The following is a 26,557-nucleotide window of genomic DNA, read 5'->3' as shown; positions in this document are numbered from 1 at the left end:
ATGGAGGTGCTTTTTTATGTTTAAGCTGTTATGTACAGATTATATATTTTTGCTTTTCAATAAATCTCTGATCTCTGTCAGTAATTTTTGATCATCTGTAGGTCCTGCAGGAGCTGGGGCTTCTTTTTTGTTAACTTTATTAGCTAGCTTGATGATCCAGAAAAGAACTACAGCAATACATAAGAAACTGATTACTGCTGAAAGGAAATTTCCATAAGCAACACCATTCCACGTAAGTTTTGCAATGTTTTCTGCTCCCGCTGCTTTCAATGCCGGATTTAATATCAGAGGAGTGATTACATCTTCTACTAAAGACGAAACAATTTTTCCAAATGCAGCACCAATGATCACACCGACAGCAAGATCGAGAACATTTCCTTTAAAGGCAAACTCTTTAAATTCTTTAACAAATCCCATAATTTATATTTTTTAATTAGTATATACACAAAAATATAATTAAAAAATGTAAAAAACACTACTTTTTATAGTTTTTTATTCCCAAAATATTGAATTTTCTATTGAAATTTTATAACCTGTTTTAATGAATATTTTGGCTTTATAGAGATCTTTTATCTCATTCATGATACCTCCTTATTTTTATTAACGACGTGATATCATAATGAAAAATCTTTTGTAATTTGCTTAAAAGTTTAGTTTACTTATGAAAATTTTCACCGCAGAACAAATACGCAGTTGGGATCAGTTTACCATTTCTCATGAGCCCATTTCTTCCATTCAATTGATGGAAAGAGCTTCGATGACTGTTGCCCACTGGATTTCTGAACACTGTAAAAATCATAAAAAACTGGCCATATTTTGTGGTAACGGAAACAATGGAGGTGATGGACTGGCGGTGGCTAGAATGCTTTATCTGAAAGGTTTTGATGTGGATCTATTTATAAGTGATTCCAAAAGGAAATTTTCAGAAGATGCTTCTGTCAATCTGAAAAGACTTCGGGATATATCAGGAATTTCGGTCAGAAAATTTGATCATAATGAGCCATATAATTTCGATGATAAAACCATCATTATAGATGCCCTTTTTGGGACTGGATTGTCTCGACCGTTGGAAGGAGACCATAAAATGCTGGTTGAAAAACTGAATCAAAAGAAGAATATTAAGATTTCCATTGATGTGCCTTCCGGGCTGTCTGCAGATGAAATGTTTGATAATGATGCTGTTATTCTGAAAGCTGATTATACACTGACTTTTCAATGCTGGAAAAGAACTTTTCTTCATCCTGAAACGGGTAAATATACAGGAAAAGTAGAAGTATTGGATATTGATTTGAGTAAAGCATATGCTGATACAGTCGATGCTGAATATTTTGTAATCGATGATCAATTGATAGAACCGATATTTATCCCCAGACAAGAATTTTCTCATAAAGGAACCTATGGCAAAGCTGCAATCATAGGAGGAAGTTATGGGAAAATAGGAGCAGCGGTATTGGCTACAAAATCAGCTTTAAAAACGGGAGCAGGACTTACCTTTACCTTAGCTCCGGAATGTGGATATGAAATACTGCAGACTTCATGTCCTGAAGCGATGTTCATAGAAGGAGGAGAGAAGTTTGTAACAAATTTCGAAATTGATAAAGATTTTACTTGCGGAATAGGGCCTGGCTTGGGAACCGATTCAGATACCGGGAAAAACTTTTTGAATTTCCTGAAAAAATATACCCAGCCTTTGATTCTGGATGCCGATGCTTTGAATATCATTGCTGAAAATCCGAAAAACCTGAAATTAATCCCCAAAAAATCAAGTATTACCCCTCATCCAAAAGAGTTTGAAAGGCTTTTTGGCAGTACAGAAAACTCTTTTAAAAGGCTTGAACTCGCCAAAGAAAAAGCCAAAGAACATAGTGTTTTTATTGTCCTGAAAGATCACCACACTCAAATTATTACTCCGGAAGGAAATGTATTTTACAATATAACCGGAAATGCGGGCCTTGCAAAAGGAGGCAGCGGAGATATTCTTACCGGAATCCTGACTTCGCTGTTAGCACAAGGATACTCCGAAGAGCATACCTGTATTTTGGGAGTGTGGCTGCATGGAAGAGCTGCTGATCTTGCTTCAGAAAAAGATTCAAAAGAATCGATGCTTCCTACTGATGTTATTGATGAATTCGGGAATGTTTTTGATGAACTGAACAGGAGGGCGGTGAGGAATTTATAATCAGGAAAAGACCATGGGTAAAATGGTTTTTTAATATCTATAAAATAAAAGAGGCAGATTTGTAATTCTACAAATCTGCCTCTTTAGCTTTTTAGCGGTTTCGTTCTTTTACCGAAATTTATTCAGGTTTTTCGTTTTCTGCCTGAGTAATCTTGAATTTTTTAGAAATAATCATAATCACAACTCCTGCAATCATAAAAGGAATAGAAAGAACCTGACCTGTGTTCAAACCACCTATCTGGATAAACTCATCTCCTTGCGGTTCTTTAAGGAACTCAACAAAGAATCTGATAGCCCAAAGAATGATAAAGAACAGGCCGAATAACCAGCCTTGCTGATATTTTTTATCTGTTTTTCTGTATAAAATCCATAATAAAATGAACAGCAGAACATACCCTACAGCTTCAAATAACTGGCTTGGATAACGTGGTACGGTAAGACCATATTCACTGCTTTGCTGTGGGAAAAGTAAAGCAAACGGAGAATTTGGATCTGCCGGTTTTCCAACAATTTCAGAATTGAAAAAGTTCCCCATTCTTACAAATGCACCTCCCAATGACACTACAATTCCCAATCTGTCATAAACCCAGAGAGGATTTTTCTTGATGATCTTATATGAATAATAAAGAGTCGTAAGGATAAGTGCGATGGTAGCTCCGTGACTTGCTAATCCTGAAAATCCTGTAAATTTCAACCCGTTTTTTGTACTGATCGGTAAAAATACACTCCAGAAATCTTCTTTGAATAATTCAGGCTGGTAAAATATAACATGCCCTAATCTTGCTCCCAGGATCGTTCCTATCAATGTAAATGTGAAAAGAGGTTCCAGATATTTTTGGTTTATATTATCAATCTTAAAGATTCTGGTCATTAAAACATATCCAAAACCAAAAGCAAATACAAACATCAGGCTATAAAAATGAAGCGTAAATGATCCGATATGAATGCCTTTTGAAGGGTCCCATATTTTAAACGGAGTTTCAAGCTCTACCTTATCAGAGTCAGCGATTGGCTTCACTGTTTTCACCGCATATTTGAATGTTGTAATATTTTCAGGAGTAGCGGATGTATCAATCAGCTTAAAGTTTTTATCAAAAAACTGGTATTTTGAATCTTTGAATCTTGCCAATGTTGAAATACCATAATTAGTAGGTTCAAAATTGGATTCATTAAGTATGACAACAAGAGATGGACTTTTATCTGTTTCTCTGTCTGGAAAAGTACTCAGATCTCCCAACTCAGTGGTTGAATAGATTTTTACAGGAACATTGTTTCCGTTGATATCTAAAGTTCCGTCAGATAAACCTCCAGGGTATTCCTGTGCAAAGAGAAGCTGCGTCATGAACGCAAATAGCACAAGATAAATTCTGAAAAAAATAGTATTCATTTTTCTATTGATTTAATAGTTTGATTATTGACATTTATGTTTGGGTGGAACGGGATCGTAACCGCTGCCTCCCCATGGATGACATCTTAAAATTCTTTTAAATCCCAGCCAGAAACCTTTAAAAATCCCATGAACACGAAGTGACTCGATCATATAATGAGAACAGGTGGGTTCGTAACGGCAGTTTTTGGGAAGTAAGGGCGAGATGAACCATTGGTAAAATTTGATCAAAATTACCAGCGGAAATGTAATGATTTTATTGAATGTAAGTTTCAAAACAATGCAAAAATAGGGTAAAAAAATGAAAATTAGTTTAAATTTGTTATAAGTTTCGGAGATCTGAAATCCGGAACATTGATCTGAAAAAATAGAATTACTTTGAATCAAAATATTCCATTAGCTGAAAAATTAAGACCCAAAACCCTGAACGATGTATTGGGGCAGGAGCACCTTACCGGAGATAGAGGAACGATCAGGAAGATGATTGAAAATAATGCCCTGAATTCGCTGATCCTTTGGGGCCCTCCCGGCACCGGAAAAACAACATTGGCGGAGATTATTTCGGAGCAGTCGGGAAGAAAATTCTATAAGCTTTCTGCAGTTTCTTCCGGGGTGAAAGATGTACGGGATGTGATTGAAGATGCGAAGAAACAGAATTTGTTTTCTGGGAAATCCCCCATCTTATTTATTGATGAGATTCACAGGTTCAACAAGTCTCAACAGGATTCACTGCTGCACGCGGTAGAAAAAGGCTGGATTGTTTTGATAGGAGCCACCACAGAAAATCCAAGTTTTGAAGTAGTTTCGGCATTGCTTTCAAGAAGCCAGGTGTATATTTTAAAAGCTTTAAGCTATGAAAAGCTGGAAGAATTGATTGATATCGCTTCCGAAAGATACAATAAAGAGGAAGGAACCGACTTTAAAATCCTTGAAAAAGAAGCTTTCATTCAATATTCGGGCGGTGATGCCAGAAAACTGATCAATTCCGTAGAGTTGGTTTTGAATCAGTATAGAAATTCAACAACGACAGAAATTATCAATTCCGATGTTCTTGAAGTCCTTCAGGAAACAATGGCTCTTTATGATAAAAACGGGGAGCAGCATTATGATATTATTTCAGCCTTTATCAAATCGATGAGGGGAAGTGATCCTAACGGAGCTGTGTATTGGCTGGCGAGGATGATTGCCGGGGGAGAGGATATTAAATTTATTGCCCGAAGGATGCTTATTCTGGCGTCTGAAGATATCGGACTTGCTAATCCGAATGCATTGGTGATTGCTAATAATTGTTTCCAGGCTGTGAATGTGATCGGGAATCCTGAAGCAAGAATTATTTTAAGTGAAACGGCTATATATCTGGCAGTTTCTCCAAAAAGCAATTCAGCTTATATGGCGATTAACGAAGCACTGGCTTTGGTGAAGCAGACCGGAAATCTGCCTGTTCCGCTTCATCTGAGAAATGCTCCTACAAAGCTGATGAAAGACCTTGATTACGGGAAAGAATATAAGTATGCCCATTCTTATGAAGGAAATTTTGTAGACCAGGACTTTCTTCCTGAGGAAATCAAAAATATAAAACTGTATGAGCCGGGTAATAATTCCACGGAAAAGAAAATTTACGAAGAGCTCAAGAAAAAATGGAACAATAAATATTAGAAATAAAAAAAGGATGCTGCAAAACAGGATCCTTTTTTATAGTATTCAATTATTCGGTAGTGTAAATAAATAACGTTTTCTTACCGTTGTGATCTTTTGTTTCTGCTCTTTTCTTGATTTCAGGATAAATCACAGTGCTTGTATCCGTAAATTCATATCCTTCAATAAATACAGGAGTATCTGCTGCAACATTATATTGTACGTTGATGTCAGATAATGGCATTCTGTCAAATATATTTTCTCCGTTTTTGAATTTGTATTCAGTCACCCCTTTTGTAAAAACAGAACTGTATTTTTTTAAACTTTGGGGAAGGCTTGCCGGAGTATTGTATACTTTAGAAACCTGCAATACATTTTTTCTTGCATTGAACAGTTCTACTGTTCCAATAGCATTGTCAGCAACTGCAAACTTTACAGCAGGATTTTTTTGCTGTGCAAATAAAGTGGCAGAAGATAGTATTAAAAAAGAATAGAGTAATTTTTTCATAATCAGAATATGTAACTGTTAAAAACGTGATAAATATAGTTATTTTTTATAAAATGTGAATAAAATCTTGAATTGTTTTAAACTTTATTTAGAGATAAAAACATTTATACTCATTATAAATCAGTGATTTCTTCGCTTTTATCTTTTTTATCAACCATATTTTTGATGATGTTTTTCAAACGCTGGAAAGCGAAAGAACTTATTAATAAGATAATTCCAAGAATGATGAAGGCACTTATTCTTGAGATATTGTCCATTTGCCATACGTCATAACCATAAAGCTTTACCACCATAAGGCCTACAAGGGAAAAACCAATCTTATTGTATTCCTGAATGTTCTTCTTTAAACCAATATAAATAAAAATACTGGCAAGAATTGTCCATATGATGGGTAAATAAAGAATATTAAAGTGTTCACTTACTTTATAGGAATGTTGAATATCATTGGAAATAGTTAAAACATAGGAGTGATGAAGCTCACAGCTTATAGAAATGATTAATGCAAATGAAAGAACCCAATAAGATATTTTGCGTTCGTGAAATTCTGAAAAAGGGATAATCCTAACAGATGCATATATAAAAGGAATCCACTGAAGAAGATGAAGCAGATAGAAACCAAGCTGTAGTTTTTTGATAAAACAGCGGTCACTACGGAAGATGTTGAAAAAGAGATATTCAGAATCAATAAAAAAAGAAACAGGTAAATCAATACATTTTGAAAACCGTTATTGATCTTTAAATTCTTTCTGAAAAGCAGCAGAACAAAGATATAGAAGATACTGTATAACAATCCTACGTTGATAATAGCTGCCCATGGCATATCGGAGATGTGATAAACGATTTCCAGAAGAAGAGCGGTGTAAATAACCCCGTAGCTGATCACGGTAATAAGGTCTTCCAGGAAATTGCCTGTATTCTCCTCTTTTTCTTTCTGAGTGTTTTTTAATATCAATAGATTGATGACTGTTGAAGCAATAGTAACCAGGCTGGTCAAAAATACAGGATTGAAAATAATGCCAAGATTCTTTGTGTCAGAATATTCAGCCCAGGTAATCATCTGCGCAATAATAACTAGCGGGAAAAGAACGTAAAAACAGATTTTGAAAATTCGTTGATCTGTTTTTTTCCAGATAAAAAGAAGTAAAGCTGTTTCTACTGCCCACACGCTTGTGATGAGATGGGTTTTGAACTGTATAGCAACAGCTGTAGTAATTAAACTTATTGTTATTCCTGCAAATACAGAATAAGCGGAACCATGATTTTTTCGGCCATATTCCCTGAAGAAAAGAATAGCGTTGATCGCTGCAAAAGTTATTGGGAAGAGGGTTGCAGGTTCATATTTTAATTCATTAAATGTATAAACGAGGCCAATAATGCTTGAGAAATTAATCAAAGCAAGCATGAGAATACTCGAAACGGAAAGCGTATTTTTCCTAAAGTACTCATATAAGGCAAAAACATAGAAGATGATATAGCTAATGATATAGAAGACAATACTCAAAAGTTCGGGGTGATCAGCAGTCCAGTACAAAAGATAAAGGGTAGTGAATAGATAAGCTGTCCATCCAATGCTTTTCCAGTGTTGCAGCAATGTTGCGGCAAGCATTCCTATATTCAGTAAACTGATGTAGATGAAAAGGAAAAGATAATTGCTGTGTCCGGTACTGATCATCAAAGGAGCAGTGAAGCCGCCTATTAATGAAAAAATAATCAATACTTCACTCTTATAATAGTAGGATAGAAGAATAGATACTGCAGTAATCAGTGCTGTGATGAAAAAAGCGGTATTTTGGGTGAAGAGATGGTATTCACGGAAAGCAATAGTAGCGGTAAAATATAAAACGGCAATTCCTCCTCCTGTTATAATAGATGCGAATGCAGTATAATTTTTTCTGAGGAAATGACCAATAAGGACAATGCCAGCTCCCATACAAAATCCAATTCCTGCTCTTGCTGTTTCTCCGATCCAGTTTTTATCAATAGCATACTTTACAAAATAGCCAATACCAAGAACAAGAGTAAAAATACCAACAATGGTAAGGATGTTTTGTTTCAAAAAATCAAAAACAGGGGTCAGCCAGTCTTTTTGAACAGGTGTTTGTACTTCTTGATGTTCTTCACTATGCTTTACATCTTCATGATAGACTTGCTGAGCTTGTACTTGCTGTGGAATAATAGGTTCTTCTGTTGAAGTTTTTTTATGAATCACTTCAGACGGAGCCGGAACCTTATTGATTTTATAAGTAAGGTCTGAGATTTCCTTTTCAAGTTTTCTGATTTTAGTATTCAGGTTATTGAAAATGATGAAAATAATAACGATTAGGATGACAGCAACAAATTCATTCATTTCATAGTTTTTATCAAATATAAAGAAATGTTTGAGAAGCTATTGAAAAATTAACCCATCACAATATCAGTGATGGGTTAACGGTATAGATAACTAACAATATGTTTTACTAGTTGGATATTTTGTAAATGGAGAAAGATGTAGTACTTGTTGATAATAGCGATAAGCTAATACCTGGATCAATAAATCCAAAGTTTACTCTATCACCTGCCTGAAAAGAATAGAGTGCATTAATATAACTGTCCGAGATAGTTAAACTAGCCACTAGAAGATTGACACCACTGAAAAGACGGGAGTCTATTAATGTAGTAACTCCGGCTCCGGCACCTCTTGTTCTGGTGATTCCAATACCAGTACCGCCACTTAATAAAGAAGCTTGTAGTCCTGTTCCAAAACGGAATGAATAGGATACAGCATATACTCCGTCTGATGGTATTATATAAGATGAAGTGGTATCATTGAATAAAGCTGCACTACCTATGGTTCTTTCGGCTGCTAGAAAGTTAACAGGTTTGAAATCTCCCAATATACCTACAGAAAGAAGGCTAATGCCTGTAGTTTTTTTTGCAGTATATACGGTAGTGTTAGTTCCTGAAGCTGCTATTAATAATGCCGGATCCATTGCGAAAACTTCAGTAGTTGAGTTGTCCTGAGCCAAAACCTGATATCCCGTAACTGTGGTTGCGGTAGGAGTGATACGTACTCTTAGATTTCCATTCACATCTAGAGTTGCTGTTGGAGTATTTGTGTTAATACCAACTTGTGAAAATAAAGGTACGGTTGCGCATGCCAATATTAAGCTGTAGAGTTTAGTTTTCATGATCAAGATTTTTAATTAGTTGCTTAGCAAATATACAATAAAAATTATACTCTACATTGTGAATATTTTATTTTTAATATTAATATGTTGTAATATATTTAAACATATGTTTGTATTTTAAACGATTTTACTTCATAATATAATTACGAGTTATTATAATTGTTTTTAAATTAATTGTCTGTTTATAAGGGTTTTAATGAAAAATAATTCTCCCTTAATGGTGGGTTATTTTTTTACTGAGAATGAATTAAACAAGCAGAATGTTTGCAATGAAAAAATTGCTTTTTTATAAGTATTAGCAGGTTTTATAATAAAAAAAACACTGCCTTGGGGGCAGTGTTTTAATAGATGTATTGCTTTTTTTTAGCTTTCTAAGAGGAATTCTTTGTAGTTTCCAAGAAAATCAACATTGGCATGGATCGATTCTAGCTCTTTAAGCGCATTGCCATGTAGGACTTCTTTCCATGGGCCTGCGACATTGATAAAAAAGAAATAATTGCCCAGTCCTGTTTTTAATGTTCTGGATTCAATTTTGCTGAGGTTCATCTTTCTCCATGCGAAAACAGATAAAACCTGATGTAATCCACCGGGATGATCTTCAGGAAGAGTGATCAGCATCCCTGATTTTTCCCCTAAAGTTTCCAGATTATCATTTTGATATTTGTTCTGCTGCTTAGAGATAATGATAAACCGGGTGTGGTTCTGTTCAAAATCCTGGATATTGCGGTTGATGATTTTCAATCCATATAAATTGGCTGCAAACTGGTTGGCTACTGCTACAATTGTGGTATCCTTGTTCTCTGAAACAAATTTTGCAGCAGCGGCTGTAGAGGAAAAGTCCTGCTTTGGAATCTCTTTATAATGAGTATCCAGAAAATGAAAGCTTTGTGCAAGAGCTTGTGGATGTGAATATATTCTTTCAATATTCTCAATAGAATTTTCCGGATGAATCATCAGGTGGTGTGCAATGGGCATTACTGCTTCAGCTTCAATCTTAATAGACGGGGTCTTATACAAATAGTCCAGCGTCATCGAAACGGTTCCCTCAATAGAGTTTTCCAAAGGCACAACCGCTTTTACTGCTTCTCCATTTTCAACAGCATTAAAACAATCCAGAATACTGGCTTGTGGTAAAAGCTCGTTATCAGGGAAAAGCTGTGCCGCGGCAAGCTGGGTAAAACTGGCGTGGGGTCCCAAAAATGCAATCTTCATAATATTAATATATATAGGGATGATTAAAATAAAGGTACAAAGGTGCGAATTAATTCATAAATGGAACTCAATGTTCAATGTTTTAGATTTAAAATTTAAAGGTATTGGCAGCTATCTTTTTGTTGCAGATTGGGTGGTTACTTCCTGAATCTCTAGTATTGCTTATTGGTTCTTGAATCTTATCTCTCCATTCAAAAATTTACCGTTGACATCAACAGTTCTCCATTAATATTAGACTGAGTATTTTCCCTGCAACCTACAACCTGCAACCTAACATCTACTATCAGCCACCTACACCTTCCAATTCTTCTCAATCATTTCCATCAAAAAATCCGGACACTTGATGACCTTATTCGTTTTTGCATCCAGAAAGAATAGAGTAGTGGAAGCTTCTGTTATTTTAATATGCTCTTCATTGTAAATTTCATATTCAAAATCAATCCTCACTCCCGGAATTTTTTTGACATAAGTATGAATTTCTAATTTTTGATCATACAAAGCGGGTCGGATATATTTAATTTTATATTCCGAAACCGGAAGCCAAATTCCTTGGTTTTCAATTTCATCGTATGAAATTCCTATGCTTCTGAAGAGCTCAACTCTTCCCACTTCGAGATACTCTGCGTAGTTGCCATAGTATACATATTTCATCGGATCTGTCTCTGCGTAACGTACTCGTATTGAGTGTGTTGTGTGTATCATTTTAGGTGCTAAATTATACATACAAATATATTTTTAAATAATCAATAGCTGCAATATTTTTTTTTGAAAAGAAAAAATTGGACCTTTGTCTTCCTTCTAAACACAGTACAAACAAAGAATAATCGGGGCATAAAAATGGATGACAATTTAATGATGATATGGCAGAAATGCCTTCAGTTTATGCGTGATAACCTGAACGCAGCTGAAGACAATTCTGACCTGAAAAAACTTGAAAAATCTTTCGATATGTTATTTGATAAGATTCAGCCACTTTCATTAGTAGCTAACAATCTTACACTTATCGTACCGAGTGATTTTTACAAGGAATATATAGAGGACAATTACTTATCCTTGCTTTCTGCTGCCCTGAAGAAAAATATAGGAAAAGGAGTGAAACTATGGTATTCTGTGATGGAAAACAGACCAAAAGGTGAAGAAAAACCGGTTACCATGAACATCAAGGGACAAAGTGTTCCCACTCCAAAAACTCAGGAAACAATGCCACAAGGTTTCTCAGCAAATATTGTAAATCCTTTTGTGGTTCCTGGAATAAGAAAAGTAAATATAGATTCTAATCTGAAACCAGACTATTCATTTGATAGTTATGTAGAAGGAGAAAGCAATAAATTCGCAGCCACTGTAGCCAGATCTATCGCAAAAAGACCTGGTGCAACAGCTTTCAACCCGTTATTCTTATATGGAGGGTACGGAGTTGGAAAAACCCATTTAGGACAGGCTGTAGGTCTTGAAGTAAAAAATCAGTTTCCAGACAAAGTAGTTCTTTATCTGTCTTCTGAAAAGTTTATTCAGCAGTTTATCTCTGCTGCCAAAGCACACAAGCAGACTGAGTTTGCTAACTTCTACCAAATGGTAGATGTACTGATCATTGATGATATCCAGTTCTTATCAGGAAAATCAGCAACACAGGATAGCTTCTTCCATATTTTTGATCACCTGCATCAGAACGGAAAGCAGATTATCCTTACTTCTGATAAAGCGCCTGCAGATATTATGGATATTCAGGACAGAATTGTTTCCCGTTTCAAATGGGGACTTTCTGCAGAAATCAAATCTCCGGATCTATCTACAAGAAGACAAATCATTGAAGATAAATTAAGCAGAGACGGAATCGTTCTTCCGGGAGATATGCTGGACTTCCTTGCTGTTGAAACGAAAACCAATGTAAGAGAACTTATCGGGGTTATCAACTCTGTGATCGCTTACTCTACAGTATATAAGAGAGACCTGAGTCTTGAATTGTTGAAAGAGACTATCAACAGAATTGCTGCCAATCAGAAAAAAATCATCAATATTCCTTACATTCAGGAAGTGGTATGTGATTATTTTGGAATCAAAAAAGAACAATTACTTTCAAAAACCAGAAAAAGAGAGATTGCATTACCAAGACAGCTTGCCATGTACTTCTCTAAAGAATTAACCAATTCTACATTTAGTAAAATCGGTGAGGAAATGGGAGGTAAAGACCACTCGACAGTAATGTATGCTTGTGATACCATCAAAGACGTATCGAAAATTGATAAAGAAATCAAGAAGTACGTAAAAGACCTTACAGAAAGAATCAAACAATAAACAGTGTTGAACTGAAATAAATTAAAATGAAGAATAGTTTTATTCTTCATTTTTTATTTAGTTTTGTCGTCACAAAGACTCTTTTTAAATAATTAGCATATGAAAATATTAATGGTTTGTCTGGGGAATATATGCAGAAGTCCTTTGGCAGAAGGTATTATGAAAACAAAGGTACCGGAAGATTTTGTGGTAGACTCGGCCGGAACCATTTCATTGCATGAAGGAGAACATCCCGACAAAAGAGCTGTTAAAACTGCTGCAAACCATCATGTTGATATATCACAACAAAGGTCAAGGCCTATTACCAAAGCCGATTTTAAAACCTTTGATAAGATTTATTGTATGGATGCTTCGGTATATCGTGAAGTGGCTTCCAGAGCAGAAAATAAGGAAGAACAACTGAAGGTTTCTTTATTTTTAGAGGCTGCCGGTGAATATGATAATACAGAAGTGCCGGACCCATACTGGGGTGATATGAAAGACTTTGAACATGTTTTTCAGTTATTGGATGAAGGGTGTGATAAAATTGCCACTCATCTGATCCAGCCCACTCATAATTTATAATTCATAATCTATAATTTTTAATTAATCCCCTATGCTTTTTTTACTCCCTGTTTATTTATCAGAAAACACTCCTATTGACCACTTTTCACCTATTTTGAAGGATTATATCATGCAAACGGATTATTTCTTCGTAGAAAATGAAAAGACGGCGAGAAAGGTTGTGAAATTTTTTGCTCCGGAAAAGAAACAGACAGATCTGAAGCTTTTCTTATTGGATAAATACACAGAAAATGCAGATATCAAAGAAGCTCAGGAACTGATGCTGAAAGGGCAGGACTTCGGATTGTTATCTGAGGCTGGGCTGCCTTGTATTGCAGACCCGGGAAATCTTATTGTAAAATGGTGTCATGAGAAAAACATCAGGGTGATTCCGATCTCAGGGCCTTCATCTATTATTCTTGCGTTGATTTCCAGTGGATTCAACGGGCAGGAATTTACCTTCAATGGTTATCTTCCGATTGAGAAAGGAGATAAAAAGAAACAGATCATGAATCTCGAAAGTCTTGTTCAGAAAACAGGCTATTCGCAGATTTTCATGGAAACACCGTATAGAAACAACCCTCTTTTTGAAGATTTGTGCAAGTTTTTATCACCGAATACAAAGCTGTGTATCGCTGCTAATATCAACGACCCTGAACATGAATTCATTAAGACAAAATCAATAAAAGACTGGCAAAAGCAAAAGCCGGAACTTCATAAAATTCCTGCCGTATTTGTGCTGGGAAAATAGACAAAACTCCTTATAGTTCATAAATTAATAGGAATATTTTATACTTATAAGCTGGGAATTGGTCATCGGATCAATCTCCCAGCTTTTTTTTATTTATAAGAGTTTTATTAATTCCTTAGAAATCATGGAACTAACATTGTTTTCCAGTTTCATCTTCTCTCTTTCTGCTTTTTAATCTTGATTCAAACTTAATTTATTTCAATAATATGTGATTAATTTGTCTTATTTTTCATATTTTTATGTTTTAAAATATTGTGATTATATGTTAATAATAATATGTTATGAATTGCTATTTTGTGTTTTAACTTGAAATATTAACTAATGTGTTTTGTTTAATTTGATTTTTTATTAAATATTTTATAATGTAAATTGTTTTGATAGATTTAAGCCACTATCCTTTATATTTCTTTAGTTATTCGGAGTATAATGGTTTAAAAATTCATTTTTATACAAAACTGATCCAATAAAATCAACACCAAATATTTAAAATATGATGACACGTAAAATTTTTTTTCCGGTATTGCTCATGCTTGCGATGCTGGTACCTTCATTAATTCATCTGTCTGCACACGGATATGTACTAAGCCCTGCCTCAAGAGGATATCAGGGAAGTCTGGATAAAGCTTCGCTTGGCTATTCAGTGGCATTTGGAAAATACGGTTCTGTAATTAATGAGCCAGGTTCTCTGGAAGCGCCAAAAGGATTTCCTGCATTGGGTCCGGCAGATGGAAAGATTGCTTCTGCTAATGGAAGCATAGGGGGCGATACTACACTGGATCTCCAAACTGCTGATCGTTGGAAAAAAACCAATATCTCCACAGGTGTGAATGCCTTTATCTGGAAATATTCGGCGTATCACGCGACTGCAAAATGGCATTATTACATGACAAAGCAAGGCTGGGACCCCAATAAACCTCTTTCCCGTCAGGATCTTGAACTTATTGGTACAATTGCGCATAATGGTACTCCACCGCAGGATAATGTTTCTCATCAGATTACAGTTCCTGCCAACCGTACAGGTTACCATATTATTTTAGCGGTTTGGGATGTAGCAGATACTGTCAATGCATTCTATAATGTGATTGACGTTAACGTAACCTCCGGAACAGGAGTTTCGGCACCTGCGACTCCTACAGGATTAACACAGGTAGGAGTAACCAGTTCTTCTGCTAAAATAAGCTGGACTCCACAATCAGATGCTTTGTCCTATACTATTTTCCGCAATGGACAAAATATTCAGCAGGTAAGTGGGGCTGCATTTGAAGATACAGGCTTAGCTGCCAATACGGTTTATACGTACGAAATACAGGCGAAAGGCTCTTCAGGGCTCACTTCAGGGAAAAGTACACCACTCAATGTGAAAACAAACAGTGAAGGGACAATTGAAAAACCTACAGCACCATCCAACCTCCATTCGATGGGAGCTACTGAAAACTCCGTTTCATTAATGTGGATGGCTTCGACCCATACACAAGGCATCAAAAACTATCAGGTATTTGAAAATGGGATCAAAGTAGGAGAAACCGTACAAACAAGCTTTTCACGAGCAGGATTAGCGCAAGACACGGAATATCATTATACGGTAAGATCTGTGGCGATGAACGATCAGATTTCTGATATGAGTAATGAATTAAAAGTCAGAACGAAGAAGAGTACACCAGGGAATGGTCAAACGTATTGTGGGGCAGAACAGTATAATCCTGCCAATGCATATCCTACAGCCGGAGCAAAAGTTTTTTATTCCTGTAAAATCTGGAAAAATAAATGGTATGCGAATCCGGGAGAGCTTCCGGGAACAAATATGGTATGGGAGGAAGTAAGTGTATGCACAGAAGGTCCAGGCTGTCAATCAAGCGGTCCGGTTACCTATTGTGGAGCACAAGAATATAATCCGGCAAAAACATATCCAACAGCAGGTACAAAGGTTTTCTATGCCTGCAAAATATGGGAAAATAAATGGTATGCTAACCCAGGAGAAACTCCGGGAAGTAATGCTGTCTGGAAAGTAATCAATGCCTGCACAGAAGGCCCAGGCTGTACGGCCGGTCTTACAAGTAGAGAAGCTGGCCTTTTAGTCATTGTGTCTGATCACATGATCAGTTTTTCACCGGAAGACTATTATGGAAAAATGAGTAGAGTGGAGGTAATTAATCCTGGTGGACTTCAGATGCTTTCTTCTGTTAACCCAACGAAAGGCGGCATTAATATCAGCCATCTGCAGGCCGGAATTTATTTTGTGAGAATTCATTATAAAGATGGAAGCAGCATCACAAAAACAATCCGAAAGTAATAAAGAAAATTTAAAATAAGAATAAAACCACCTTGTCATCAAGGTGGTTTTATTCTATGAAAAGCTCATCATTTTTTAGCTTTTCTAATAAAAATATTTAACAGCCCTTAACACGGCTATTGCATTATTTTTGTTTTTAACATCATACTGGAAACAGTACAATTAAATTGTTGATAATGCAGTAAAAATCCGGGCATCGAAGATGCCCGGATTTTTTAATAAATTAATTTTTATCCTTTTTTCCAGATTTCCACTTTCTCCAAAAGAACACAATAAATGGAATGATTAAAAAGAACGGCCATAATGAAACCATTCCCAGCAGAAAACTCACAAAACTATTCCAGCCTTCAGTCAGGGAATCAATAAAGCGGCTTCCAAAACCGATTTTTGAGGTAGCCGAACTTCTCACTTTCTCTTTATATAAGTTCAGGTTCAGGGTACTGTAATTCACGCGGTCATCAATAAAACGAAGCCTGCCTTCAGCCACGTCAATCTCATCTTCAAGCTCCCGGATATTTTCCTGAATTTCAAGCATGTCTTTCGTTGTCGCAGCATTTTTAAGCATGTCCCTGTATTTTTCAAGATATATTTTTTTGTTGGCCAGCTTAATGGCTACATCAGTATATTCCTCTGTCACATCATTGGATGAAATATTTTTAGACAAAACAGATCCTACTCCGTTTGAAAATGAGCTGATCAATGCATCGAAGTTTTTATGGGGTACACGGATAATAAGAGTAAGATTATCATCCATATCCGTATTTTGAAACTCTTCCTTTTGGATATAAGCATTGTTTTTCTTGATGATCTCATTCACCTGGTTCTGTGTTTTTTTAATATCACCCACCTGAATCTTCATATCTCCGTTTTTGATAATTTTTTTGGAGATCGTATCTGTTTTCTTTGGGGTATAAACTTCTTTGTTGGTTCCATCTTCATCGGAGACTACCTTTTCAGCAATAGAAAGTGGTGGAGGCATAGGAGCAGGTGAAGAAGAAGGTATTTTATCTTCGGTTAGAACTTCCGCTAGGTCAGCTTTCACTTCCTGCTTTTCAACACCTGATTTGCTGCAGTTGATCAGAATAAGACCCGATAATAGGAGAATAATGTTTTTCATGGATATGTTAGTTTTTTAGGGTTATGATCAAAAAGTGTGCTCAAAAATGATCATTTGTAAAAATGATTAAAATGTAAAACGAAAGAATGTTGAATGTTAATTCAATAAATAGCTTTAAAACCAGCCTGAAAAATTGCTAAGACTATAAATTATTTCTATTTTTAATTCATGAAAAAAAGTCTTTTAGCATTTGCGTTTTCACCATTTCTGATGTATGCCCAGGAAGTTCCGAAACTTACAGACGAGATGGCCATGAAATTGTCCGATAAACCTCTTCACTGTATCAATCAGGAATATCCGAATAAAACAGCCCATATCATCAATAATGCAGGAGAAGTTCCTTTGACTCCTAAAGCTCTTCATCCCAGTTTTTATGGATGTTTCGACTGGCATAGCTCTGTTCATGGACATTGGATGCTTGCAAGACTTTTGAAAACAAAACCCAATCTGTCTAGTGCCAAAGAGATTGAAAAAATCCTGGATGAATCATTTCAGAAAGAGAAATTACAGACAGAAGCAGATTATTTTACTAAATATCAGCTGACAGGAACTTTCGAAAGAACCTACGGCTGGGCATGGACATTAAAACTGGATGAAGAACTGACCAATTGGGATCATCCAAAAGCTAAAATATGGCATCAGAACCTAAAGCCACTCACTGATCAGATCCTTAAGTCCTGGAAGGTTTATCTTCCAAAACAGACCTATCCGAACAGAACGGGAGTTCACCCTAATACAGCTTTTGCAATGGCTTTTGCGATAGATTGGGCACGAGCCAATAAAGACAAAGAATTTGAAACTCAATTGATCGAAAAGGCGAAATATTTTTTCCTGAAAGATCAGAAAACACCAGCATATCTGGAACCTGATGGTTCGGATTTCTTTTCGCCAAGTCTTGAAATTGCAGATCTGATGCGAAGAGTTCTTCCTCAAAAAGAATTTATAGTATGGTTGAATAATTTCTACGAAAAAAGAAGTCTCGAAAATATTGAAAAAATCCCTGTGGTAAGTGATCTTAGCGATTATCAGACCGTTCACTTAGTCGGACTTTCTTTCTCTAAAGCATGGTGTATGAAAGGGATCTCGAAGGCACTTCCTGCAAACCATCCATTAAAGAAAGACTTTCAGAAAAAAGCAGATGTATTTCTTGCCAACGGATTACCTTTATTATTCCAGGGAAATTATGGAGGAGATCATTGGCTGGCAAGCTTTGCAGTGTATGCTTTGGAAGATTAATATTTGATTCCTGCCTTCTTAAGAATAAAACCTAAAAGCCAAATCGGTCCTATTAGAAGAAACTGTAGATCTCTGAGAAAAGAAGGCTTTTTTCCTTCAATTTTATGACCTATAAATTGGAAAATCCAGGTAATAACGAAAACAGAAAGATAAACGATCCAGGACTGCTTTCCGAAACTGATATTGGTGAGATAAATGAAATGCTCCAATAGAAGCATTACAACAATCATTACGATGGCGATCAAAAGAGAAAGTCTGATATAGAATAAAGTGATCAAAACAATCACAAAAAGGCTTATGATGCTCACACATCCAAAGTAGGAAGCACAGAAATGAGGAGAGGGAATCAGGGAAGCAAAGCCCAAAATTGTCCAGAAAATCAAAGGCACACAAATCCAGTGAATGAACTTGTTGGCCGCATTTCTATGGCTTTTACTGTATTCTGCAAATAATAGATCAACCTTTCTCATACTGACAGGGAATTGGATTAACGCTAAAATAATAAAATTTTGTAATCACTGGTAAGATTGCTTACATTTGTCTTATGTCTGCCCTAGAAAAATTCGGAGTCGATATTTTTACGGAACGTAATATTTTCGAGAGAATTGCTGTCGATAAGCCTTTCCGTCCCGATAATCCTGCTTTTATTTTTATTAAATCAGGAACTATAAAACTTCGTCAGCATTTCAGTGACCTGGAAGTTTCTGCCAATATGTTTATGGTGACCGATCCGCAGACCATCTATGAAGTGGTTTCTGTGACAGACGATTTTCAGTCCCGGATGGTTTCTTATAAAAGAGAATTTATTTCGGCTTTATCATTGAAGTTTAACCGTTTGATTACCTATCGTTATTTCAGACAGCAGATGAACAAAGGCGTTCCTTTTCCTGAGGACGAAATGGAAGTCGTCTGGAAAAGTGTCAATTTCCTGAAATATATCCTGGATTCTGATACGGAAATGCTGTACAAGAAAGAAATGGTAGAGCATCTTTTCTCTGTTTTCTGCTACCAGATGGCGGGAATTATTTCCAAGGAAGATAACAGTTCTATGAATCAGATGTCCAGACAGGAAGAAATCGTGTTTGTGTTTCTTACTGATATTGCAGAACATCATCTTACAGAAAGGGCGGTTGAGTTTTATGCCGAAAGACAATCAATTACAACCAGACATCTTTCTTCCGTTGTGAAGACCATCACAGGCAAGTCTGCCAGTCAGGTCATAGCTTTAATAGTCATCAATGAAGCTAAAGTACTCTTAAACTCTTCCAATAAACCCGTTTCGGAGATTTCTTCTATTCTCGGATTTAGCGATCAATACTCATTTTCTCACTTTTTCAAGAAACATATTGAAGTAAGCCCTACACAGTACAGGCATCAGTTCGAAAACTAAAATCTTACATTTGAACATCTTTTTCCCGAAATCAAACATTTGATTGATTTTGTTGTTGTTATAACTTTGCTTCTGTAAAACAAGGTAAAATGACAAAGAAAATAAAAACAGCACTATCCGTTTTGATAGCAGCTTTTCCTGCGCTGTTTTTTTCACAACAGATCAAGCAGATGACCGCAGGTGAGGTGGCGGAACTCGCTGTTCAGAATCATCAGCAGCTTAAAGTTTCCGCACAGAACATTGATATTGCAAAACAAAGCACAAATGTTGCTAAACTTCAGAAACTGCCCACTATCACAGCTTCTACAAGTCAGTTCTATTTAGGAGACGCTGTAGCAATCGATAAGGATTTTTCAAACTCTACAACAGTTCCAATGCCGCATTACGGGAGTTCTTATGCTGTACAGGCAACACAGCTGATCTTCAAAGGTGGATTGGTGAACAAGTCGATTGAAATGGCAGGGCTTCGTGAGCAACTTTCCGAACTGGACTTGGAGAAAAATAAGCAGGAGGTAAAATTTTTAGTGATTTCCAATTATCTGGATGTCTATAAAATTATCAACCAGGAAGATGTGTTTCAGAATAATAAAAAGCTGGCACAGGAACGTCTTAAAAATATTCAGAAGTTCTATCAGCAGGGGATGGTAACCAGAAATGAAGTGATTCGTGGAGAGCTGGCTATCAAAAACCTGGATCAGGGAATTTTGACCCTTTCAAATAATAAAAAAATACTTAATTATAATTTAAATATCGCGCTAGGTTTATCCTCTGACACAGAAATTGTTCCTACTGAAACTTTAAACAATAAAGAAGCAGGAATAGGAATGGATTATTATACCAATCTTGCTCACGAAAGCAGCCCATTGCTAAAATCTGCCAAGAAAAACATAGATGTTGCAGATAAAAATATTGAAATTATAAAAACAGATAATGCGCCTACTGTAGCCGGATTTGGCGGATATACCCTGCAAAGACCTATCACGACAAGAAACCCTGTTTTGGATATGTATTCAGGAGGCTGGCAGACCGGTGTTTCTTTGAGTTATAATATAGATACCCTGTATAAAACGAAAGAAAAAGTAAAATTAGGGACCCTGCAGAAAAATCAGGCGAATGATGCGATGACTCTGGTACAGCAGAACGTAGATATGGGAGTGAATGCAGCCTATACAAAATATCAGGAAGCGATTCAGCAGGCGGATATCCTGAATGATTCCAAAAGACTGGCAGAAGAAAACTACAAGATTACGGAAGCCAAATATCTGAACCAACTGGCAGTACAGGCCGAAATGATTGATGCCCAAAACCAGAAACTACAGTCAGAACTTGATTATGCCAACGCTGAAATAAATGTTTTGTATCAGTATTATAACCTTTTGAAATCTACAGGAACACTTTAATTTTTAAAACTGAAAATCAACACAATGGAAAACAAGGGACAAACCACTCAAAATACAACGACAGCTCCGACAGGATCCGCTGCTGAAAACAAGAAAAAGAAAAATAAAACCAATAAAATCAGAGCCATCATCTCCAATATCATCGTTTTTTTGGTGATCGGTTTCGGATTATTCTGGTTGATCCGTGAATATTTTCATATCGGGAGCAAAACCTATACAGAAGCAGCACAGGTAGAGGAATTTATTAATCCAATTAATACCAGAGTGTCTGCTTATATCAAAGAAATTAAATTTATTGAACACCAGCATGTAAAAAAAGGAGATACACTGGTTATTCTTGATGACCGCGAAATCATTACCCAATTAGGACAGGCCGATGCTGCTTATCAGAATGCCATGGCTCAGAAAACGGCCACCAGTTCATCTGTGAACACGGTTTCCAATAACATCAACGTTATGCAGTCTAATATTGCCGGAGCAAAAGCCAGATTGTGGAATGCCGAGCAGAATTTAAACCGATATAAAAACCTTTTAGCGGCTGAAGCAGTAACAAGACAACAGTACGATCAGATAAAAACAGAATATGATGCTCAAAAGGCAGCTTATGAAACGTTAGTGAATCAAAAGCAATCAGCAAACCTTTCTACAACAGAAGTGAAAAGCAAATTGGGAATCAATGATGCAGAGATCAAAAGAACGAAATCTGCTTTGGATATGGCGAAAATCAATCTTTCGTATACAGTGATCACAGCGCCTTATGATGGAGTGATGGGAAGAAGAACCATCTCTGAAGGTCAGCTTATCCAGCCGGGACAGCAGGTTGCTACCATTGTTCTGAATGGTCAGAAATGGGTAACAGCCAACTTCCTGGAAAGTCAGATGCCAAATATTAAAATAGGAGAAAAAATAGCAATGACAGCCGATGCTTTAGGAGGACAGAAATTCGAGGGAGTCGTAACGGCCGTTTCTGCAGCTACCGGATCAAGATATTCAAGCGTACCAACTGACAACTCTACCGGAAACTTCATCAAAGTACAACAGAGAATTCCTGTAAGAATAGAATTCACGGCTTCCAACAAAAAAGAAGATCTGGATAAACTGAGCGCAGGAATGAATATGAATGTGAATATTAATAAAGACTAAAAGATGTAAGATATCAGATTCCAGACATTATGCTTGTGGAAAGCTAAGGCTGAATGTTGGAAGTCTGTCATCTGATATCTGAAATCTATTACCTAAAAAAATCATGTACAATAAAGGATTATATAGCGATTGGGTACCAAAACCCGTGCAGCTGCTGCTGATTGTATTGCTGCTTGCTGTGGTAATGCCTATTGGTGGGGTGTATACAGGGAATATCAGTTCTCTGGCAAGTGGTACCGGTGCGATGACAGAATATTTTATGTGGGCCAACTATGCGACTACGATTGGGATGGGAGCCTGTATGCCTGTGGTCATCAGAATCAAAATGAGGTTCAAAGTAAGGGATAAGCTTGTTCTCCTTCTGGTGCTCTTAGGACTGCTCAGCTATGTGAACGGGACTACTTTACAGCCAGCGGTCTTCATAGCTACTTCATTATTGATTGGTTTTATGAAGATGATGGTCACCATAGAATTGTTTCTTCCCCTGATGGTCATGATTGGAAACCGAGGGATATTTTATGGGGCTTTCTATACATTCGTTCTGGTGATGAATCAGGTGGCGACCTATTATGCCGCAGAATTTGCCCTTCTTTACAACTGGCAGCAGTTTTACCTGTTTACAGCCGTTTTATGCTTTATACTGGCATTGATACACTGGATTTTTATGCATAATAAATATTTTGCATTAAAGGTTCCGCTGCATTATATTGATTGGCTTAGTATTTTGCTTTTCATTTCCACTTTTATGTTCTCGGCGTATGTATATTCGTTTGGGAGACAGCAGGATTGGTTCAATTCAAAAAATATCATCTATGCTAGTATTACTGCTTTTGTGAGCTTTGCACTGCTTTCTATCCGGCAATTGACATTAAAACGACCTTACCTTTCATTCAAAATTTTCACAAAAAACAATGTACAGCACGGTTTGTTTATGCTTTTTTGGCTTGGAATGTTCCTGGGAACCGCTTCTATTCAGAATACTTTTGCAGTGGGGGTTCTGGGTTATGATCAATTGACGAATACAAGACTTAGCCTACTGATGATTCCGGGAATTATTCTGGCTGGAGTCATCGCCATTTTCTGGTTCAAAAAAGAAAAACCTTTGAAAATGTATATTTTTTCCGGTTTTTCAGCAATGATCGGATACGCCATTATTATGTATTTTTCTATGGTACTGGAGTTCAATTATGACAACTGGTATCTGCCTATGTTTTTAAAAGGCTACGGCATGTGTTCACTGTTTATCTCTGTATGGTTTTATACTCTGGATAAGCTTGAAATGGATGAAATGCTTGCGGCGATAGGACTTGTATTGGTCTGGAGAACATTCCTTGCCGTTGGAATTTTTTCAACACTGTATTCATGGTTTCAATATCGTTTCCAGGTTACAGCAATAGGTGACTTAGCTGTTTATATGGACGGAATGACCGTTACTCCTCAGAATGTAGCGGCTAATATGAAAACCATTCAGCTTAATGCCATTATCATAGCAAGTAAAAAGATATTCGGATATATTATTTTAGTCGGATTTGGAGTGCTGATTTATGTTGCGACCCATCACTTCGGAGCAAAACGCTTTCAGTATTTCAGATTTGTAAGAGTTCTGGGCGGTAAATCCGTCATTGCAAGAAGAAGACTGCGTGAACGGAAACAATTATTAGAAGAGATAAAAGATGCTGCAGGTCCTGCAGTATAAAGATACCTTGTTTTTCACTAGTAGAATCCTGGTCCTTCGTGGGCCGGGATTTTACGTTTTTAAGAAGATGTCAAGCTTTAAATTTTTGAAACATTAAGATTGTATTAAGGTGTTTAGAGCATTAAGATGAGCTTCGCTTTAAGCTTAAAATCAGAATGATTTATCTTAACGATCCTTTATTTCTTAAATCTTTCTTAATGGTTTTAATATATATCCAATATTTTTGATAAGATTAAATAACTTCTCTGTAAAAAGATGTTTGTAGATGATAAAATAAGGGAAAATCTCATACTTTGTTATTTTTATTCTTTCTAAATAAGGATTAACTTTGTGAGATTATAAAACTTTGAGTAGAAAGAATGAAAAAGCAGTATGCATTCATAGGTCTGTTGGCTTCGGGATTACTATTTTCCCAGACCGCTAAAGATTCTATTGCCTCTAAAGGTATTGACGATGTGGTGATCGTAGCTTCCAGAAAACCCACAAAAATCTCTGAAATTCCGGGAACAGTCTGGGTAGTACAAAAAGAAAAAATTCAGGAACAGGCTAAAAGCGGTGTTCCTATCAAAGAAATGTTGTCGATTCTGATTCCTTCTATGGATATTGGTCCACAGGGAAGAACCAATTACGGACAGAATATGAGAGGACGCTCTGCGTTGGTGATGATCGACGGAGTTTCTCTGAACAGTATCCGGTCTATCAGTCGTCAGTTGGATGCTATTGATCCTTTTAATATTGAAAGAATCGAAGTCCTTTCCGGAGCAAGTTCAATTTATGGAGGAAATGCTACCGGTGGTATTATCAATATTATAACCAAAATACCTTCCAAAAAAGGGATCAGTGGAGAAACAGAATTGGGAGTGCGTACAGGATTTATGGGCAAAGATGATCATGATTTCCGTGCTGCTCAATCCATAGCTGCCAAAGGAGATAAGTTCTTCGGAAGACTGGGAGTTGCTTACCAGCAGAACGGTGGAGTATATGGAGCAGACCAGAAACAGCTTTTTACAGATATTACACAAACTGACCTTCAGTACAACCAGTCGATTGACATTTTGGCTACAGGAGGATATCAGTTTAACAATAAGCATAAAATAACAGCTTCTCTTCAGTATTACAACTCTAAGTTTAACGGAGACAGAAGTTTATTCTTGGGTGAAAATCTAAGTGCATTCACAACAAAAAATGCTTCATTGCTGCAAATGAGAGATGGTTTTTCATCCGATAAAAATGTAGGAACAGAACGTTATATGGCTACGGTAGCCTATACCGGAAACGGAATTTTGGGCGGGCAGGACCTGTATGTGCAGTTGGCTACCCGTGGTGAAAAGTTAGGATTTTATCCATTCCCGGGTAATGTTACATTGCAGACAGGGAAAATACCTTATATGTCCTCTTCTCAGCAGGATACTTATTATTCAGGGATTAAGGCTTTATTGTCAAAATCATGGAGAGGACTGAACGTTACTTATGGAGCAGATTTTGATTTTGAAAAATTTGAGGGAGCACAATCTGTCTATGATATTGCGAAGACAATGTCCAGCGGAGGTTTAGTCAATGAAACAAAATACAGTCTGGGAAGATATCCTACCAACCACTCACAGAGCTACGCAGGATATGTTCAGGCAAAATATAATATTCTTCCAAAGCTTCAATTGAATGCAGGGATCCGTTATCAACATATCAATGTGAAAATGGATGATTTTGTAGGTTCAGAACAGCAGACGCAGGTTGCCATGGGCTATGGAAGTTCAGCATCGGCAATTCCCGGTGGTGAAAGTTCTTATAATGTGACACTGGCGAATGCGGGACTATTATATAAATTCAATGAGCAGCACCAGGTTTGGGGAACCTTTTCCCAGGGAGCAAGTTTAGCAGATCCTGCTAAGTTTTATGGGATTGGTCAGTACAAATTGGTGGGAACAAACTGGGATGTAGTATCCAGTATCAATGTGAAAGAACAGCCTTTGCAAGCCATTAAAACCAATCAGTTTGAGGTAGGATACCGCGTCAATAGAGGAGGTTTAAGAGCTCAGATTGCCGGATTCCTAAGTAATTCTGATAAAACGGTTGCCGTGGATAAGAAGACCTTCCAAATTCTTGTGAATGACTTGAAATTAAGAAATATGGGAATCGAAGCTGAGGTTTCCTATGCTTTAAACAATGGAGTGTATTTCGGAGCAAGCGGACTTTTGATCAAATCTGAGGTATATAACAAGGGAGAATGGCAGAAACAGGAAATCTATAATGCTTCGCCGTCAAAATTGGTGACCTATATTGGGTATAACATCAAAAACTGGTCATTCAGATTCCAGTCATTACAGAACTTCAAGCAGAAAGACGAACTTAATAATGTGGTGGAAGGCTACAATACTTCAGACCTTATGATGGGATATCGATTCAGTTGGGGGAAATTCAATCTGGGAATCCAGAACCTGTTTAATACAGATTATCAAACCATTTGGAGCAAGCGTTCCCAGGTTTTATATTCCACGTATGGACTTCCGGATCTGTTCAATTATAAAGGAAGAGGAAGAACATTCAATCTTTCTTACACTTTTGAATTTTAAAAATAAGATGAAGGTAAAAGTGCCTTGATCTGAAAACATAT

At 36.7% G+C, this 26,557-nt stretch carries 23 protein-coding genes; 12 read left to right on the top strand and 11 right to left on the bottom strand.

Annotation, left to right across the window (positions count from 1 at the left end; translation table 11 throughout):
• Positions 1-39: 39 nt before the first annotated feature.
• The gene (mscL, locus tag LF886_RS16535; RefSeq protein ID WP_124536264.1) at positions 40-417 is read right to left on the bottom strand and encodes a large conductance mechanosensitive channel protein MscL; all 378 of its coding nucleotides are present in this window, start codon (positions 415-417) and stop codon (positions 40-42) included.
• A 244-nt stretch (positions 418-661) separates the two neighbouring features.
• Between mscL and LF886_RS16530 the strand changes: the two genes are divergently transcribed.
• The gene (locus tag LF886_RS16530) at positions 662-2,179 is read left to right on the top strand and encodes an NAD(P)H-hydrate dehydratase (protein ID WP_236850671.1); all 1,518 of its coding nucleotides are present in this window, start codon (positions 662-664) and stop codon (positions 2,177-2,179) included.
• 118 nt (positions 2,180-2,297) lie between these two features.
• Here the strand turns inward: LF886_RS16530 and lgt are convergent, their stop codons facing one another.
• On the bottom strand, positions 2,298-3,086 hold the full coding sequence (gene lgt / locus LF886_RS16525) for a prolipoprotein diacylglyceryl transferase (protein WP_236854326.1): 789 nt from the start codon (positions 3,084-3,086) through the stop codon (positions 2,298-2,300).
• 504 nt (positions 3,087-3,590) lie between these two features.
• On the bottom strand, positions 3,591-3,842 hold the full coding sequence (gene yidD, locus LF886_RS16520) for a membrane protein insertion efficiency factor YidD (protein ID WP_047423501.1): 252 nt from the start codon (positions 3,840-3,842) through the stop codon (positions 3,591-3,593).
• A gap of 102 nt (positions 3,843-3,944) precedes the next feature.
• On the opposite strand from yidD, the gene LF886_RS16515 reads away from it, so the two are divergent.
• Positions 3,945-5,222: a replication-associated recombination protein A gene (locus tag LF886_RS16515; protein WP_109738140.1), complete on the top strand. Its 1,278-nt coding sequence runs from the start codon at positions 3,945-3,947 to the stop codon at positions 5,220-5,222.
• Positions 5,223-5,271: 49 nt separating this feature from the next.
• On the opposite strand, the gene LF886_RS16510 is transcribed toward LF886_RS16515, so the two are convergent.
• The 6 genes from LF886_RS16510 to LF886_RS16485 all read right to left on the bottom strand — a co-directional run bounded on the left by LF886_RS16510 (position 5,272) and on the right by LF886_RS16485 (position 10,790).
• Positions 5,272-5,709: a hypothetical protein gene (locus tag LF886_RS16510; RefSeq protein WP_103234259.1), complete on the bottom strand. Its 438-nt coding sequence runs from the start codon at positions 5,707-5,709 to the stop codon at positions 5,272-5,274.
• 113 nt (positions 5,710-5,822) lie between these two features.
• Positions 5,823-6,197, bottom strand: a complete 375-nt coding sequence (locus LF886_RS16505) for a DUF2339 domain-containing protein (protein ID WP_236854325.1) — start codon at positions 6,195-6,197, stop codon at positions 5,823-5,825.
• Between the two features lie 8 nt (positions 6,198-6,205).
• On the bottom strand, positions 6,206-8,056 hold the full coding sequence (locus LF886_RS16500) for a DUF2339 domain-containing protein (protein ID WP_236850670.1): 1,851 nt from the start codon (positions 8,054-8,056) through the stop codon (positions 6,206-6,208).
• Between the two features lie 109 nt (positions 8,057-8,165).
• A complete protein-coding gene (locus LF886_RS16495) occupies positions 8,166-8,876 on the bottom strand; it encodes a hypothetical protein (protein WP_236850668.1) in 711 nt (236 codons plus the stop codon).
• Positions 8,877-9,239: 363 nt separating this feature from the next.
• A complete protein-coding gene (gene pheA, locus LF886_RS16490) occupies positions 9,240-10,088 on the bottom strand; it encodes a prephenate dehydratase (protein ID WP_236850667.1) in 849 nt (282 codons plus the stop codon).
• Between the two features lie 291 nt (positions 10,089-10,379).
• A complete protein-coding gene (locus LF886_RS16485; protein ID WP_124536446.1) occupies positions 10,380-10,790 on the bottom strand; it encodes an acyl-CoA thioesterase in 411 nt (136 codons plus the stop codon).
• 135 nt (positions 10,791-10,925) lie between these two features.
• On the opposite strand from LF886_RS16485, the gene dnaA reads away from it, so the two are divergent.
• From dnaA to LF886_RS16465, 4 genes are all read left to right on the top strand, one after another.
• A complete protein-coding gene (gene dnaA / locus LF886_RS16480; RefSeq protein WP_109738306.1) occupies positions 10,926-12,380 on the top strand; it encodes a chromosomal replication initiator protein DnaA in 1,455 nt (484 codons plus the stop codon).
• A 99-nt stretch (positions 12,381-12,479) separates the two neighbouring features.
• Complete coding sequence (locus tag LF886_RS16475) at positions 12,480-12,944, top strand: low molecular weight protein-tyrosine-phosphatase (protein WP_236850665.1); 465 nt, start codon at positions 12,480-12,482, stop codon at positions 12,942-12,944.
• Between the two features lie 31 nt (positions 12,945-12,975).
• A complete protein-coding gene (locus LF886_RS16470) occupies positions 12,976-13,674 on the top strand; it encodes an SAM-dependent methyltransferase (RefSeq protein ID WP_236850664.1) in 699 nt (232 codons plus the stop codon).
• Positions 13,675-14,164: 490 nt separating this feature from the next.
• Positions 14,165-15,964, top strand: coding sequence for a lytic polysaccharide monooxygenase (locus tag LF886_RS16465; RefSeq protein WP_236850662.1), 1,800 nt, complete (start codon positions 14,165-14,167; stop codon positions 15,962-15,964).
• Positions 15,965-16,187: 223 nt separating this feature from the next.
• Here the strand turns inward: LF886_RS16465 and LF886_RS16460 are convergent, their stop codons facing one another.
• The gene (locus LF886_RS16460; protein WP_236850656.1) at positions 16,188-17,081 is read right to left on the bottom strand and encodes a DUF4349 domain-containing protein; all 894 of its coding nucleotides are present in this window, start codon (positions 17,079-17,081) and stop codon (positions 16,188-16,190) included.
• 168 nt (positions 17,082-17,249) lie between these two features.
• On the opposite strand from LF886_RS16460, the gene LF886_RS16455 reads away from it, so the two are divergent.
• Positions 17,250-18,317, top strand: coding sequence for a DUF2891 domain-containing protein (locus LF886_RS16455; protein ID WP_236850654.1), 1,068 nt, complete (start codon positions 17,250-17,252; stop codon positions 18,315-18,317).
• Here the strand turns inward: LF886_RS16455 and LF886_RS16450 are convergent.
• The gene (locus LF886_RS16450) at positions 18,314-18,787 is read right to left on the bottom strand and encodes a DUF962 domain-containing protein (protein WP_236850653.1); all 474 of its coding nucleotides are present in this window, start codon (positions 18,785-18,787) and stop codon (positions 18,314-18,316) included. The genes LF886_RS16455 and LF886_RS16450 overlap by 4 nt on opposite strands.
• Positions 18,788-18,861: 74 nt before the next feature.
• Between LF886_RS16450 and LF886_RS16445 the strand changes: the two genes are divergently transcribed.
• The 5 genes from LF886_RS16445 (at position 18,862) to LF886_RS16425 (ending at position 26,516) form a co-directional block, all read left to right on the top strand.
• Positions 18,862-19,707 carry a helix-turn-helix domain-containing protein gene (locus tag LF886_RS16445; protein WP_124536238.1) on the top strand — a complete coding sequence of 282 codons (846 nt, stop codon included), beginning with the start codon at positions 18,862-18,864 and terminating at the stop codon, positions 19,705-19,707.
• 89 nt (positions 19,708-19,796) lie between these two features.
• Positions 19,797-21,107, top strand: coding sequence for a TolC family protein (locus tag LF886_RS16440; protein ID WP_236850651.1), 1,311 nt, complete (start codon positions 19,797-19,799; stop codon positions 21,105-21,107).
• A 24-nt stretch (positions 21,108-21,131) separates the two neighbouring features.
• Positions 21,132-22,250 (top strand): HlyD family secretion protein, encoded by a 1,119-nt coding sequence (locus tag LF886_RS16435; protein WP_236850650.1) that lies wholly within the window; start codon positions 21,132-21,134, stop codon positions 22,248-22,250.
• A gap of 103 nt (positions 22,251-22,353) precedes the next feature.
• Complete coding sequence (locus LF886_RS16430) at positions 22,354-23,946, top strand: MFS transporter (RefSeq protein ID WP_236850648.1); 1,593 nt, start codon at positions 22,354-22,356, stop codon at positions 23,944-23,946.
• Positions 23,947-24,305: 359 nt separating this feature from the next.
• Positions 24,306-26,516 (top strand): TonB-dependent receptor, encoded by a 2,211-nt coding sequence (locus tag LF886_RS16425; protein ID WP_236850647.1) that lies wholly within the window; start codon positions 24,306-24,308, stop codon positions 26,514-26,516.
• Positions 26,517-26,557: the final 41 nt, after the last annotated feature.

The sequence above is a fragment of the Chryseobacterium sp. MEBOG07 genome (assembly GCF_021869745.1).
Lineage (GTDB): Bacteria > Bacteroidota > Bacteroidia > Flavobacteriales > Weeksellaceae > Chryseobacterium > Chryseobacterium viscerum.
This window is presented reverse-complemented; position numbering and strand designations above follow the sequence as displayed.